The organism is Leptospirales bacterium, assembly GCA_019694655.1.
In the GTDB taxonomy this organism is placed as follows: Bacteria; Spirochaetota; Leptospiria; order Leptospirales; family Leptonemataceae; genus SSF53.
Map to the genome: position 1 here is coordinate 82,242 of JAIBBN010000010.1, position 14,855 is coordinate 97,096.

13 protein-coding genes are annotated in these 14,855 nt (G+C 60.8%); 7 read left to right on the plus strand and 6 right to left on the minus strand.

Annotated features, from left to right (window positions below; translation table 11 throughout):
* Window positions 1-90: 90 nt before the first annotated feature.
* From K1X75_13570 to K1X75_13590, 5 genes are all read left to right on the plus strand, one after another.
* The gene (locus K1X75_13570; GenBank protein ID MBX7059090.1) at window positions 91-756 is read left to right on the plus strand and encodes an ABC transporter ATP-binding protein; all 666 of its coding nucleotides are present in this window, start codon (window positions 91-93) and stop codon (window positions 754-756) included.
* Complete coding sequence (locus K1X75_13575; GenBank protein ID MBX7059091.1) at window positions 753-3,260, plus strand: ABC transporter permease; 2,508 nt, start codon at window positions 753-755, stop codon at window positions 3,258-3,260. The genes K1X75_13570 and K1X75_13575 overlap by 4 nt, the downstream gene beginning before the upstream one ends.
* Entirely contained in the window at window positions 3,257-4,426 is a 1,170-nt protein-coding gene (locus K1X75_13580) for a hypothetical protein (protein ID MBX7059092.1), read from the plus strand. The genes K1X75_13575 and K1X75_13580 overlap by 4 nt, the downstream gene beginning before the upstream one ends.
* Before the next feature lie 251 nt (window positions 4,427-4,677).
* Window positions 4,678-5,826, plus strand: a complete 1,149-nt coding sequence (locus tag K1X75_13585; GenBank protein ID MBX7059093.1) for a hypothetical protein — start codon at window positions 4,678-4,680, stop codon at window positions 5,824-5,826.
* Window positions 5,827-5,894: 68 nt separating this feature from the next.
* Complete coding sequence (locus K1X75_13590; protein MBX7059094.1) at window positions 5,895-6,089, plus strand: hypothetical protein; 195 nt, start codon at window positions 5,895-5,897, stop codon at window positions 6,087-6,089.
* Window positions 6,090-6,344: 255 nt separating this feature from the next.
* On the opposite strand, the gene K1X75_13595 is transcribed toward K1X75_13590, so the two are convergent.
* Together K1X75_13595 and K1X75_13600 are read right to left on the minus strand one after the other, a co-directional pair.
* Window positions 6,345-6,956 (minus strand): riboflavin synthase, encoded by a 612-nt coding sequence (locus K1X75_13595; protein MBX7059095.1) that lies wholly within the window; start codon window positions 6,954-6,956, stop codon window positions 6,345-6,347.
* Window positions 6,957-6,973: 17 nt separating this feature from the next.
* Window positions 6,974-7,942: a hypothetical protein gene (locus K1X75_13600; protein MBX7059096.1), complete on the minus strand. Its 969-nt coding sequence runs from the start codon at window positions 7,940-7,942 to the stop codon at window positions 6,974-6,976.
* A 54-nt stretch (window positions 7,943-7,996) separates the two neighbouring features.
* On the opposite strand from K1X75_13600, the gene K1X75_13605 reads away from it, so the two are divergent.
* A complete protein-coding gene (locus K1X75_13605; GenBank protein ID MBX7059097.1) occupies window positions 7,997-8,887 on the plus strand; it encodes an SRPBCC domain-containing protein in 891 nt (296 codons plus the stop codon).
* Window positions 8,884-9,528 (plus strand): hypothetical protein, encoded by a 645-nt coding sequence (locus K1X75_13610; GenBank protein MBX7059098.1) that lies wholly within the window; start codon window positions 8,884-8,886, stop codon window positions 9,526-9,528. Before K1X75_13605 ends, K1X75_13610 begins: the two co-directional genes overlap by 4 nt.
* On the opposite strand, the gene K1X75_13615 is transcribed toward K1X75_13610, so the two are convergent.
* The 4 genes from K1X75_13615 to K1X75_13630 all read right to left on the minus strand — a co-directional run bounded on the left by K1X75_13615 (window position 9,525) and on the right by K1X75_13630 (window position 14,781).
* The gene (locus tag K1X75_13615; GenBank protein ID MBX7059099.1) at window positions 9,525-11,042 is read right to left on the minus strand and encodes a glycosyltransferase family 39 protein; all 1,518 of its coding nucleotides are present in this window, start codon (window positions 11,040-11,042) and stop codon (window positions 9,525-9,527) included. The two genes, K1X75_13610 and K1X75_13615, sit on opposite strands and share 4 nt — an antisense overlap.
* A gap of 76 nt (window positions 11,043-11,118) precedes the next feature.
* The gene (locus K1X75_13620) at window positions 11,119-11,976 is read right to left on the minus strand and encodes a hypothetical protein (protein MBX7059100.1); all 858 of its coding nucleotides are present in this window, start codon (window positions 11,974-11,976) and stop codon (window positions 11,119-11,121) included.
* A gap of 160 nt (window positions 11,977-12,136) precedes the next feature.
* Window positions 12,137-13,039 carry an Hsp33 family molecular chaperone HslO gene (locus K1X75_13625; protein MBX7059101.1) on the minus strand — a complete coding sequence of 301 codons (903 nt, stop codon included), beginning with the start codon at window positions 13,037-13,039 and terminating at the stop codon, window positions 12,137-12,139.
* A 59-nt stretch (window positions 13,040-13,098) separates the two neighbouring features.
* A complete protein-coding gene (locus K1X75_13630; GenBank protein MBX7059102.1) occupies window positions 13,099-14,781 on the minus strand; it encodes a hypothetical protein in 1,683 nt (560 codons plus the stop codon).
* Window positions 14,782-14,855 lie beyond the last annotated feature (74 nt).

A 14,855-nucleotide genomic window follows, 5' to 3' on the forward strand; every position in this document is an offset into this window, starting at 1 on the left:
GTCGAACAATTACGCCAGGCGCTCGCCTGGCGACAAGTGGTTTGCCAGCGGCGCCTTGAGCCGGCAGTCCGTCCGCAGGCGATGCTTACGATGAATGAGGAATCTGCAATCATTGTGGCGCGCGGCGTGGCCCGACGCTACGGCCAAATGGCAGCGCTCAGCGGCGTCGACTTGCAGATTGCGGAGGGCGAATTTGTAGCCTTGATGGGCGAATCGGGCAGCGGCAAGACTACCTTGCTCAATCTGATCGCCGGTCTGGATCGCTGTGACGACGGCTTGTTGCGCGTGGCCGGCGAAGAACCGGCAAGCTACAACGCCGCACAGCTTGCTTCCTTTCGGCGTCGCGTCAGCGCCGTTGTGTTTCAAGATTCAGGACTGCTGCCGGCGCTGAGCGCCGAACAAAACGCCAGCCTGCCATTGCGCTTGCGCGGCGAAAGGCCGCAACGCGCCCGGTTACTCCAACTTTTCGCGCGCGTCGGTCTGGCCGGCAAAGAAGCCCGGTTGCCCGAGGAACTCTCTGGCGGCGAACAACAGCGCGTTGCAATTGTACGCGCATTGGCGCTGCACCCGCGCATCCTTGCCGCCGATGAGCCCACCGGCGCACTGGACAGCTCCAACGCCCGCGCTGCGCTTACATTGCTGCAGCAATTGAATCGCGAGCTTGGATTGACCATCGTCATGGCTACTCATTCCGATCGCGCCGCCGCCGTCGCCGACCGTATCCTGCGTTTGAGCGACGGCAGGATTGTAGCATGATGCTTGCGGTCCGCTGGCAGGCCTTGTACGCCGCGCTGGAAAGCTATAGCCTTGTTTATTATAGAAAGCGGCCGCTGCGTCTGTTGTTATGCATAGCGGGCGTTGCCATAGGCAGCGCCGCCGCTGGTTCCATCCGACTGGTCAATGAGCGCATACTGGACGGATTTCAAAACTCGATCAGCAGCGTTGCCGGGCGTTCGACATTGCGGATGACCCGTCCAGGCGGATTTGCCCCCGCGGAACTGGAACGCCTTCGACCGCTCTGGAGATGGGCCAGCTGGTCGCCCTATCTGCATCGCCGCGTTGTCGTCAACGGCGGCCTGTATGAACTCTATGGACTGGACTTCTGGAATGCAGAGCTGCGACGGTTTCAGCTGGCATCGCTTGCCGACGGCGCTGAGGCAGAAGCAACGGGACCGATCCTCGGGCTTTCTGTCCCCGAAGACTCGCCGCTGCTTGCCGCGCCGTCGCCGCTTCGTTTGCAGATCGATGGGCAAAGCGTCGCGTTGCCCATCGCGGCGCGCATCCGGGCCATGGATGGATTCTTGCCGCCGCGACAGACAATTTTTGCGGATCTTGGTCAGCTGACGCCTGGCGCGCAACGCGTTGATGGCGCAGAATTTGCCGCAGCGCCCGGAACAGAGCTGCAGCTGCGCGCGGAGCTGCATCGACTGTTCCCGCAGGCCGCCATTTCCAGCGTCGCCGAGCGCAAGGCCGACGGGGAGGAGATGCTCTCTGCCTTCCGCATGAACCTCAGCGCCCTGGCGCTGGTATCGCTGGCAGTAAGCGCTTTTCTGGTCTACAATACGGTCAGTCTGGCCGCGCTGGAGCGGCGCGCGGCGCTGGGACAACTTTTTGCAATGGGCGCTTCGCCGCGCCTGCTGGAAACAACCGTCCTGCTGGAAGGGGCCTTGCTGGGAGCGGCCGGCGCCTTGCCAGGGGCGCTGCTGGCAGCGCTGCTGGGCGATCTGGCGCTGGAACAAAGCTCGGCCGCCATCGAAAGCGTCTTTCGATTGAGCCTGGGGCGCAGCGATTGGCGCAGCCTGGCTGTATTGCCCGGAGTTGTACTGCTTTCCATTTTCTTTGCGGCGCTGGCCGCCTGGTTTCCGGCGCGCGAATGCTCGCGGACGGCGGCGGCGCTGGCGCGCAAAAGCGACCGCAGTCAATTGCAACTGGTATCGACCGGTCCCTCGCTGACTCTTGCGGCGCTGCTGCTGCTTGCCGTCGGTTTCTGCGCCTGGTTTTCCTTGCGATTGAATTCGCCAGCAATCGCTATGGCCGCTGTTGCTGCGCTGCTTGTCGCCGCGCTCGCCCTCGCAGCGCCGCTTACCCGCCTGGCTGCAATGCTTTGCGCTTCCGGCAGTGCGCCAGCGCAGCTGGCGGCGGCTTCGCTGCTGCAGCATCAGATGCGCGCCGCCATCGCTGCCGCTGCGCTGGCCATTGCACTGGGCGTAGCAGGCGCTGTTGCCGTGATGGTTCATTCCTTTCGCTACACTGTGGACCGCTGGCTGCAAACGGCAATTGCCGCCGACATCTATGTCAAAGCGGAGGCGCCTCCCGATGCGCTTGCCGGCCAGATTCCAGCCGCCGCCATTGACGCCCTGCGCGCCAGCGCCGCGCTGCAAGAGGTGCTGACCATTCGCAGTACGACTCTGGACTACCGCGGGCAAAGCATCCTTCTGGCCGCCGACGAGCTGGAACTGGCCGTTCGTCGCGGCGTCTTCACCTTTGCCGAAGGCGACGCCAATGCTGCACTGCAGGCTGCACAAAGCGACGGCGCCATCGTCAGTGAAAGCTTTGCTACGCGTACTGGCAAAGGTCCCGGCGATCAGCTGGAGCTCTTTGGTCGGCCAATTCGCATCGCCGCCGTCTATCGCAGCTACTCTTCGGAACGCGGCGTTGTTCTGATCGATCTGAGTCTCTATCGCCAGTTGTTTGGCGAGCGGGCGGCGGCCGCCGCCGACGGCGCAGCGCTGTTTCTGCGACCGGGCGTCGATGCAGCCGCGGCGCTGCAGTCGGTTCGCGCCGCCGTCGCTGGATATGCTTTAACATTTAACTATTCGGCGGAAGTGCGTCGACGGGCCCTGCGCATTTTCGATCGAACCTTTGCCCTGACGCGCCTCTTGCAGTGGATTGCCGCCCTGGTCGCCGCCCTGTCTTTGTTCAGCACGCTGAGCGGCGTGGCCATTGAACGAAGGCGCGACTTTGCCCTGCTCGATGCACTGGGCGCTCGCTGGCGCATGCTTGCCGCAGCAGTGTTACTGGAGGCGCTGGCCATCGTCCTTTCGGCTCTGGCCCTGGCGGCGCCAATCTGCGCGGCGCTCAGCTGGCTCTTGATCGCCGTAGTCAATAAGGTCTCCTTTGGCTGGACGATTGACGCATCCATACCGTGGAGCGAGCTGCTGTGGACGGCCCTGCTTACGCTCTTGCTGGCGGCTCTGGCGGCCATCGCTCCCGTACGACTGAGTCTTGGCGCCGGCGCCAGCAGCAAGAGGCTCTGGTGAAGCATCGCGCTCCATCAGGCGGCATGCGGCGCGTGGCTTGCACACTGATCCTTGGCGGGCATCTGAGCCTCTGCCTCTGCTCGCCACAATCGCCGCCCGGCCCCGGCGCTGACGCATTTGCCGGAGCGTCTGAAAGCCTGGATGGATCAGGCTTCCTGCACGCCGATCCGCTGCGGCGACTGCGCTTTCCACAGGACCACTGGCCGCACTATGGTTTTCGCAGCGAATGGTGGTACTACACGGGCCAATTGCAGACCGAAGATGATCGGCGCTTTGGACTGCAATTTACGATCTTCAAGATCGAAATGGCGCCGACTGTAGCAGCGCAGCCGGCGGGGACGCGCGGCTTCATGATCCATGCCGCCCTCAGCGATCTTCAAGGCCAGCGCCTGCAAAGCCTGGAGGAAATCCAGCGCGATTTCCCGGGCATGGCCGGCTTTGATTCACAAAACGATACATGGTTTGTTGGACTCAATTATCTGCAAATCCATGGCAATGAGCATCGCCTGGCGGCGGACGGGCCGCCGTGGGGTTTGCATTTGCTAATGCAGGCGCAATCGCCGCCGGCGCTGCAGGGCCAGCAGGGCTACAGCCCCAAGGATCGCAGGCCAGGGCGCGCCTCGCACTACTATTCGATACCAGAACTTGTCGGCGAGGGTCGTCTGCGCCTCAGCGCTCGCGGCGAGGCATTGCAGTCATCCAGGGTACGGACACGACTGTGGATGGACCATGAATTCAGCAGCCAACCCTTGAGTCCCGAGCAGAGCGGCTGGGACTGGCTGCACCTGAGGTTGAACGATGGTCGGCGGCTGATGATGTTTCGCGTGCGATCGCGAAGCGGCGACGATTTTCACAGCGGCGCCTGGCTTGACGCGGACCAGGCGCACCCGATTGATCCGGCGGACATGCGCTGGCAGGCGACGCGAAGCTGGCAGTCGCCGCAAAGCGGCGCGACTTACCCCTTGTACTGGCGATTGAAAATTGAAGACTGTCAATTGAATGTAGAACCATGGTTTGAGAATCAGGAATTTTCTGGCGCGCAAAGCGGTTTGACTTACTGGGAAGGCGCCATCGTCGTTCGCGGCCAATGCGGAGGGCGGCCCGCAAACGGCGATGGCTATTTGGAACTGACCGGCTATGCTGGCGACATCAGCAGGCGACTCTAAGAGGGCGTCCCAAAACCCCATCCGTGGAGTTTTGGGACAAACGGAACGGTTTTCAAAATTCACTACATTGCCTCCGGCAATGGCGAATTCCCCAGAGAATTCGCATGAATTTTTCAACCGTTCCTCACATTCGCTTTGCGAATGACGCGACCTCCTGTCGCTTAGAGCCGGTCCTGGGACCGGCTCTAAGCCAGCGCGCCCCCGCGTGGAAAGGCCTTGCCGATGCCCCCGCCGGCCGAGAACTGCCGGCCATGGGCTCCGCACTTCTTCGCGCCGTGGCGCCTGGGCGCATCTGTCTTTTTGGCGAACACCAGGACTACCTCGGCCTTCCGGTGCTGGCCATGGCCATCGACCGGATTTTTCAAATTGAATACTGGCCAAACAACGATCCGCATTTCACCGTCGAAACGCCGGACCTGCCAGGCGCGCCAGTGCAGCAATTTGACATCCACGCCTCTGCGCCGCGCGACGAAACTGACTTTTGCTGGGGCATTGCCCGCGTTTTACTGGAAGAAGGCTTCCGGCTTCCGCGCGGCGGACGACTGCTATTTCGATCTACCATTCCAATTCGCGCCGGCTGCAGCTCCTCCTCGGCAATGTGTTCGGCGTGGCTGCGTCTGCTGCTGGAAATTGGCGAGCATCCGCGGCGCGCCGAGTACATTGCCGATCGCGAACTGTGCGCTTATCTGGCCTATCTCGGCGAAAAGGAGAAGTTCAACGGCGCCGGCGGCATGATGGATCAGTATTCCTGCTATCTGGGCGGCTTAATCTATGTATTTCCAGAGGATTATCCCGATGCGCCAGGCATTGATCGCAGCGGAGCATTGCGCAAAGATCGGCCTATCCCCTACGGAGCGCTTTCGTTGCCGCTTCAGATTGAAGGATTCGTGCTGATTGATTCTGGCGTTCCCAAGGATACCCAGGGTATACTGGGCAGCGCCAGCGATCGTGCGCGCCGCTCCCTTGCCGCCGCTCAGCGGGCAATGCCCTCTTTTGATTTGCGCCAAACATCGGTCGCCGAATTTGAAGCGGCGGCCCCGGCGATGTCAGAGGAGGCGCGAAAGGTAGTCCTTGATCACTTGCGCAATCGCGATTTATGCCAGCGCGGATTGCAAATGCTCAGCGCCCGCCCGGATGCCAACGAACTGGGCGCAATGCTCAATGAAGAACATCGCATCCTTTCGCAGACGCTTCAAACATCGACGGCGCGCATCGATCAATTGCAGGCCCTGAGCAATGCCCACGGCGCCCTGGGCGGCAAGATCAATGGCTCGGGCGGCGGCGGCGCACTCTTTTGCTACGCTCCGGGCAATCAGAAGGAACTGGGCCAGGCCCTGGATGATGCCGGCGTCCGCTGGTTTGCGGTCCGCAGCGATCCAGGCGCGCGCCTGCTGGACTGAGCGGATCCCTTGCGGCCAATATGATAAAATCGACTTGACCCTAGTGCGGCGCACAAAAACCTGACACCATGCGCTACACAATCTGGCGAATTGGACCTGGCGGCGAAAAGTTTCCGCTCAGCACCCTGGGCGCAATCAGCAGCCGTCAGCGCGCCTTCGATCGCGCGCGCAGCTTCACCGATCGCCTGAAACAACTCGAACCGGACAGCGAGGACCGCTTCATCGTACAGGATGAAGAGGGTCGTGAACTGAAATCGGCCTGAATCCCGGGCTTTAGCTTCCGCCGTCGCCGCCGATCTTTAGAGTAAGCGCTGCTCTGGCAGCGCGGAGGTCGACGGTGGCGGCACATCAGGAAACGATCGACACAGCGCAAACCACTGCCTGCGAAAAGGGCGAGGCCTTTGCGCTAACATTGATCTGCAATGGCTGCAATCGGCCGCTGGAACTCTGGCTGCAGCCGGATCGGATTCCTCAGGATTTGCGCTGCCCGCGCTGTATGCGCCAGCTGGGCGCCAGTCTCAGACGCGAGCTGATGCTACGCGAATCTGGCGGGCTGCATACTTCCCCAGTACGTCAAACTCCAGATTAACTCTACGCCCCGCTTGCCACGAAGCAGCGTTGGTTTTCTGCCAGGTGTGCGGGATAATGTCGACCGCCAGTCGCGCTTCGTCATCGTCCAGATGGGCGATAGTTAGACTGACGCCGTTGATCGCAATCGAGCCCTTTTCTACGACCAGCTCCTGATATTGTCGCGGATACTCGATCCAGATCTCAAAACTACCGCGACGATCTGCAACCTGGCGCACAACGCCGACAGCGTCCACATGCCCCTGCACAAAATGCCCGTCCAGCCGGGCATCGACGCGCAGCGAACGCTCCAGATTCAAGCGATCGCCAATTTTCAGATCGCCCAGCATGCTGCGTTGCAGGGTCTCTTCAATTGCAGTCGCCTGATAGAGCCTTGTTGCAAAGTCGACATTTTCAACGGTCAGACAGACGCCATTGTGGCAAACGCTTTCGTCGACTCGAAAGGAATCGGCGATTTCGCTGTACAGGCTGAGGATCAAATTTGCATCGCTGTGGCGCATTGTTCGCAGCTCGGCCGTTGCCTCAATGATGCCGGTAAACATCGCAAGACTCCTATACGCTATAGCCGGTTGCCGCTGAAATGATCGCCCACGGCGTGCATTTGCCAGTAGGGTGCGTAGTAGAGCTCGCTCAGCGTAAATTCTCCGCCATCATGCCGCTCCCAGCGCAACAGGGTGCGATTGACGCTTTCCTGATCCACATAGAAGCGATCCACGCGCTCCCCGGCAGGGCCCGCACTGCGCACCTCGTAGCGGATTACGCGGGGAAAATTGCGCGAGCCGATGCGCAGACTGACCTGACGCTGTTCCACGCGCGCCGCCGCAAAGGCCGGCTCGCGACGCGGCTCGCCAATGTCGAAGTCGGGACGATCCACCTGAGAGGACATCAACAGAGGGAAGACTTGCAAATCAGCCAGGTCGGCAAACTCTGGCGTGCGCACCAGCAAGGGCAGCTCGTCAAAAAGGATCGCCGCCGGAGACTCAGCCGGCAACGGCCGATGCACGTGTCTGTGCCCGATACTCTCGTCTTCCCAGTAGGAACTGAACTGAAAATCAAAGCCGTCGCCCACTGTGCGCAATTCCTTGAAGCTCGTGCCGCACCATTCCTGAGAACTCATGACGGCCTTCCAGAGCTGGCCGCTGGCCAGATTCCAGAACATGCTGTTCATCTGCCGGTAGGGGTAAACGCCAGTCTGGAAGGTGATCACCTGATTCTGCTTGAGGGCATAATCAGCCGTTTGGCCGCTCTCCGATTTTACCATCTGCCGGAGATTCCACGGTTCGGTCACGGTGATCAGGTCCAGGCGGGCCTCGCGAAACTGGCCGTAGCGCCGCACCTGCCCGCGATAGACGGCAATTTCCGCCTTGCCGTTCCAGTCGACAGTCTGCAGCCATGGAAAAGTGAAGCGCTTCGACGTCTGGGCGGCGGGCGAGCAGGCGGCAAGAAACAGTGCGGCGACCAGCAGCAGCTGGCGGCTGCCGTTTTTCGACGCCGTCATTTTCAGCGCCGGAGACTTTCTCAGGTACATGTGCTAAAGGAAAGAGCCGTCAGATAAATTGCAAAACAGTTTTTGAATACTACTATGCCCGCAGCCAGGAAGCCCAAAAACCCCACCGGACCCATCGATGCCGCTTTGCGAGTGACTTCTACTCCGCAACAAGTCTTCCGCATGCTCACATCGCAGAACGAACTGCGCCGCTGGTGGGCGCCGCGAGTCATCATGTCACGCAATCAGGTCTGCCAGGAAGATGATCGCCTGGTGGAAATGAAGCTGATGCAGGCCGACAAGAATCGTCTGGTCCGCTACAGCTGGCGCGGCGTGGACTGGCCGCCGGAGGCGCCGCCGACAACAATCACCTTTCAGATCAATGACCTGGGCGCCTCGCGTCGCCAGACCGGCGAAGGTCTGATGCTGGAGATTACACACGATGGCTGGAGCGACGCCGGCGAGCGCGATCGCATGGAGCGCATCTGGAAAAACGCGCTGCCGACGCTGGAATCGCTGCTGCAGGGAAAAGATGTCCGCCCATGGTGGGAAGCGGACAGCGCGCGCGGCTCTTTCAAACTGGTGCGGCTGACCTCGCTCAAATCCTTCGTAGAAAAGATTGAGCCGGACAATCGCGATCGTATGGACCGGCGAACGATTTCCAATATGATCTGGAAGGTTTGCATTGGACTGGATGGACTGGGCAGTTGGTACCTCAAAGACAATGAAAAGGAGTTCGAGCTGCGCTATGCCGGACGCAAGGTTTTTGGCGTGAGCATGTTTGGCGCCCTAACCCTGCACTGGAAAGAGCTGGAAAAGTTGGTCACCGTAGAACTGCCGGATTTCGCCCAGCGCCTGGCCGCCGAACAGGATATCGATGTTCATCCAGAGAAAAGCGCCGACAAGGTGCCCGCATCTGCTTTGAAGCCGGAACTCTGGATCCACTGGGTCCAGGACCTGGTGCGCTCGGCGCGGGAGAAGGGATGATTCGTTTTTCCTGGTCTTTGCTGGGAGACGATCGCTTTCAAGTTCAGGTTCGCACGCCGCTGACGCGCGTGGGCGTATTGCACCGCATGTGCGCCGCCATCTATGTATTCGGCCTCGACATAGTCTCCGGAAATGTCATGACCACGCATGACGAAGGCGGCGTCTGCGCGCAGGACAATTTCGTGCTGCGATTGGCCAATGCCCCGGAGAACGAATACAGCATCTACGAAACAACCGGCAAACTTGGCGGCCTGATGGAAGCGCTGCTTGATGATACGCGCGATCCATCGGAAATTTTGCGCCAGTACGGAACGCCGGAACCGCGCACTGACCATCTTTTCGATGAACGCTCGCGGCTGGAGTTTACCGATGTGCCTCTAAAGCATATGACAAGACTGGCTATCCATGTTGCGGATCGGACCGGTCTGTTGTACCATGTGACGCGCTCGCTGGCGGCGGAAGGCGTTAGCGTCTGGAGCGCCGTCATTCTCACCACCGATACTGGCTGGGCAGAGGACGCCTTTTACATTCAGTACCAGGAAGGCGTAGTGCCGGCCGAGCTGGCGCAACGCATTGCTGCACGCATCACAACGGCTTCGGCGCCGGACAGGGCCATCACTCAAAGCGCGCAGCTAGACTAGACGAAGAAACGCAAACGTTTCCAGGCCTCTGGAAGCGGGGATTTCAGGCGACGGCACAGGTAGATCGGAACATTGGCATCTACCGAGTATCGTCGTGAGTAGCTGCCAACTTGTTTGACTTCTTCAAACTCCGTCAGTAGATCCTCCTTCCGAAAGCCAACGGCGATTACAATCTGTCCGCTGGCGTTGCCGTAGCCCCACGTGTGGTAGCTGTTGTGACCGCTGATGACCGGGATCGAGCCTCGACCGAAACGCTCCAGGGCGCCGGCGTGACCGTAAAAGGCGCCAAGTACTACCGCTTCCTTGCGCTCATCGTCTGGCAGTGCGTCGTAGGCCCCCTTGACGGATTCATACATTACGTCCCAGTCGAAGCGATTGGCGAACCACTGTGGCAAAGCGGCAGCCTGGCCTCTTTCGATTTGAGGAATGACCCCGATCGCAGCAGCATATCGAGCCAGCGCGGCGGGTGGAAGGATCGGCAGGCCGGCGGGCAGAAAGACAATGCCGGTTAAGAGGACCACTGACAGCGCTGCAGGCATAATCCAGCGCCGCCCGATCCGCTCGAAAAAGCAGGCGCCGCCCGCAAAGAGCGCGGGATAGGCTGCCGCAATGCGGTCAGGTCTGCTGGACTGCGTCGCGATAAGACCGGCCAGCAGCAGGAGGAACAGCCAGCCGAAGGCTCTCAACTTTCTTGTTTCCGGCCTCCGCAGAAAGAAAAAGAGGCCGCCACACCAAAGTGCAAGCGATCCTGGATTTGCAGCCAGTATCTGGTCAAAAAGAACTTTCCATGGCGGCGCCTGCAGATTCTTCAGAAGAGTAGCGTTGCGGTAGAATTCAATCGATGCCCAACCATGAGTCTGTTGCCAGACCAGGTTCGGAATCAGAAGAAGCAGGGCGGCAAGGCCGCCGATCCAGGGATAGGGACTGCGCAAGCGGTAAAGCTGCCCTGAGAGCGCAAGCCCAATCAGCAGGGCGCCGATGAACACGCCAAAGGTGTGCTTGTTTTCAACGCCAAGCCCCCCGAGAATGCCAACCGCGATCCATAGCTTCGGTTTCTCCTCCTGGAGAAGAACAATAACGATCCAAACTATTGCATTCCAAATAAGAACCTCCAGGCTGTTCATCGAGTAGAAGCCAAAAAGGACGAGAAGCACAGGGGCGCCCATAACCGCCAGACCGGAAAGCAGTACAGCCGAGGGTCCTCCGCCAAGCCTTCTGGCAATCATTCCAGTGACGAACACCGCCCCCGCACCCGCAGCAGCAGGAATGAAGCGGATCGCCACAAGTGAATCGCCAAGGAGACCTGTGGTTATTGTGAGCAGGAGGATCGACAGCGGCGGATGGTCTACGTATCCCGCTGCGGGCCGAGCGGCACAGGCGAGATAGTACAACTCGTCGACGAAATAACCAAATCCGTGAAAGGCGTTGGCGCCGTACTGCATAAGGAAGTAGGCGAGGGCAAGGAGCGCCGGAAGCAAACATCTCCGGATTCCAAGCGTTCGTATTGCTGCCACGGACGCAGCGCACTGGCGACAAGCAGGACCGGGAAGTAAATATTTGCGCCGCCGCAGGCTGGATGTCAGCGGCGGTCTACGGCAGGCGATTGCGCCAATCAGCAATTTCTTGAATACGACCGTAGGCCTCAGCCAGGATGACTTCAATCGACGTGGTCGAATCGCTTACCAGCTGTTGATGGGCGGCGGGCAACATGCGCAGGGCAGCCTCAGGCACAGCGGCCACAATGCGCTGTATTTCTTCGGTGATTCTGGCGATGCTCTGCAGACAATCCTCGAAGGCTCGGCGTGATTCCCAGCGGCGGATGAGTTCCAGTCGCGCCTCATCGCTGGAGGCCTTTTCCAGGCGCGTCCGTTCCTCCGCGGAAAGGCGCGGGGTATAGTGGCTCAAGGATCTTGGATAGCCAAAGAGTTCCTTGTAGTAGCCAATGGCCTGCTCCGATTTTTGCCAGCAGTCGATGTCGACGCGCCGCAACAGGTCCTGAAAATCTCCGTTGGAATCAAAATGCCGCGTGGTACGCAGGTGATTGAGTATGACCGTCAGGCGCTCGCGATGTTTGCCAAGATCGGCGACGATATCATCGAGAAACTTCTGTTCATAGAATCCGCCGGCGGAAGGAGGCGGTCCGGCTGGTTTGCGCGGCGCGGAGACGCCGGCGGCTGCGGCGCCAGCATCGTCCATGTCGATGTCATCCATCTCCGAAAAATCCATGAGGTCCATCTCGTCAGCGTTGTCGCTGCCAATGGCGGCGGATATGAAAGCGCCAGATGACGAGGCGCCGGTGGAACGGGACTCGCGCTCCGCCGCACGCTCGCGGACAATCTGCTCACGCAACCGTTGAGCTTCTACCCGGTTGCGCGCCAGGCGAACGACCTCGACCTGGCGCGTCTGCAAGTTGAAGCGCGTTGCATAGCGATTGCCCTCGCGGTCCACGTAGCGCTTATTAATATCGCGGATGCTGATCTTACGAGGATCAATGTCATCGACTGTATTTATTGGTATATAGTCCAGGGGCGCATCCCTCGTCCTATTTGACGACAGGGGATAAGCGGAGGCTATTGGAATCAAGCGGAAACAAGCGGCGCTGCTGGATTCAGGCGGACTCAAACAGACGCCGCGCCTGATCCGGACTGAAGGCAAAGCGTCGACGACAGAATTCGCAAAATACCTCCACCTCAGGATGCTCTGCCAGCGTCGACTCGATCTCCTCGCGGCCAAGGGCCAAAAGCATCGATTCCACCTTTTGCCGACTGCAATCGCAGTAGGAATGGAATGCGCCGCTGCGCAAAATACTGATCGGATGCTTCATTCCGTCCAGCGGCCGGTTGCGGCCGCCAAAATCGTCGCCGGCCAGCGCGGCTGTTGCCAGTGCGCCCGCCGTGCGCTCGGCAAGCATGTCCAGTGCTGCATCGATCTGGTCGGCGCGGGCGCCTGGCAGCGCCTGAAACATGTAGCCAGAAACATGCCGAAGCTCGGCGTCCTCGAACTCCGATTCCATTCGCAGAAAGGTCTGGATTTGATCGGAACGTCCGCAATACTCCTCGAGGTTGCGATCCAGATCCTGCCCGCGCATTTCCACCGCCGAACTGTAGACCGGACGGGCGCCCTCCAGCCAGCGGTTGACGCGCAGCACGCCTGGACCGTGGCCCGTGTGCAGCGCGCCCGTCCAGCGCACATCGGGCCTCGCCAGCGTGGCGCGCATGCCGCCCTCGCGGTCGCTGAAAGCGATCAGGCGATGCAAGGGCCCCTCGCACTCCAGATGCAGACTCACCGTGTTACTCTGTTTGGCGCTGTGGGTACACAGAAAGAAGGCCCCCAGCATCGCCTCGCCCAGCAGCGCCGTGGCCTGCGGACTGGCCTGCAGCCGCTGGCCTACTTCGCGACAGACCGACGAATTACGCGCCAGGATAAAGCGGAAGTCCAGATCCGGAATCAACCCGATCGTAAAGAAGTTCTGCGACGGATCCAGTTTGGCGCCTTGCGTTTCCGCTTTCACAATCTTCCTCATCGCCTCAATCTCCCCGGATGCCGGCGATCGGACAGCGCCGCCTTGCGCTACTGCGCCGCCGTGCGATCGTGCTGCTCCAGCGCACGGAAGAATACAGTATAATCATTGCGCGGGTTCCAGGCGACAAAGCCGCCGCCGCCGGCCGTGCGCGCCGCGTCCAGCTGTTTGCGGATATAGGCTTCGTAGCTCAGACCGCTTTCTTGATGTCGCATCATGAAACTCTGGATGTAGGCGACCACCCGCGTCTGCTCGCTGGCGCGGCGCATGGTATTGACCACGCCATCGAGGATGGTCTTGTATGGATTGCGGCGACGATCCGGATCGCCGTAGAAGTGCGAGGGATAGAGCATCGGATAGAGCGTATCCAGATGCGGCGAGAAGACCTCGATCTTCTGGCCAATCATATCATTTCGATTGAAGGAGATGCGGCCAAAGGTATCGGCGCCAACGCGCACATGATAGGGACGCAGTCGCTCTGTAGCCAGCTTCAAAATGCCGGCAATTGTATTGTAACGCTCGCGCTGACTCAAGCGCATGGGCAATCGATCAGCAAATCGAATGTAGTCCAGCTGTACCTCGGAGAAGCCCAATCGAGCGGCGCTCTCCGCCGACTGCAATACGCGCTGCAGATGACTCTGCGGCGGCGGATACTCGCGCAGTCCGCCATCAAAGACCACCACGCGCGCCACCAGATAGAGGCCATGGGAACGTGCAAGTTGCAGGAAGTCCGGCGACGGCGGTCGCGGCTGCACATCTACCACCAGTGTGTTGATGCCGGCATGCGCCGCTTTTTCCAGCAAGACTGTGTAGCGTCGCCGCAAGCCGGCCGTTCCAGCAGTCAGATAGATGCCGCGATAGTAGCGCGGGGCCGCAGTGTGAAAATCAACGCGCTCGGTGGGCGCCAGACTCGAGGGCAGTCCAGGAATGGATATAGCGGCGCTCACGGCGGGCGCCTCCTCGACTGCGGTGCGCGTCGGGGCGCCGGCGGCGGGCCGCGGCAGCGGCGCGGTCGATCGCGCCGCGGCTGGTCTACTGCGCGCCCGCGGCACAGGCGTCTGCTCCGGTCGCTCTACGCCCTGTCGCGGACGCGAGACCTGCGGTTCCGGCGCTGGCGTGGCAATTCGCCGGGGCGGAGGCGCGGTTTGACCGGCGTTCTCTGACCCTGGCTGGCGGGGCGCCGGCAACACAGGGTCCTCATCCAGCAGTCGCGAACGACGAAGCTCGCTCTGTGGCGTCGGCGCTTCAAGACTTGCGGCGCGCGGCGATGGAATCTCAGGCTGCGGCGTTCCAGAATCTACAGGACGGGGCATTTCGCGCGCCGGCGGCCGCTGCGACGGGGCTTCGCCTGAACTTGATTCTCTGGAGAGTACAGGCAGCGGCCCCTGTACGCTGCGTTGCAGATCGGATTCAGAATCGGATTGTGGCAAATTGCGGATGTAGCGATCAGGACTGACGCCGCCGGCGGGGCGCACAATCGACTGGTACAATCGATCGAGGTCGGAGGGCGACTGGGCCGGGGCGCCCGGCAGGGCTGGCCGCCGCTGAGGCTCATTGGCGCGCAGCTCGACTGCCGGCGCAAGCGCCAGGCAAAGCAGCAGGCCCAGGCATTTCCCGCCGGCTTGCCGCCTTGCAGCAAGAGGACGCAGGGCCCATGCCGGAAGGATCGGGCGAAAATACCTGGATCTGGTCACCCCCTGATTGTCGGCGCCGGGCGCATTGACATTGGACATTCTACTTGCCCGGCCAGACCCTTCTCTGCAGTTGCTGGGTCAGCGTGAAGCGAAGTCGTTGTTTGAAACCAAGA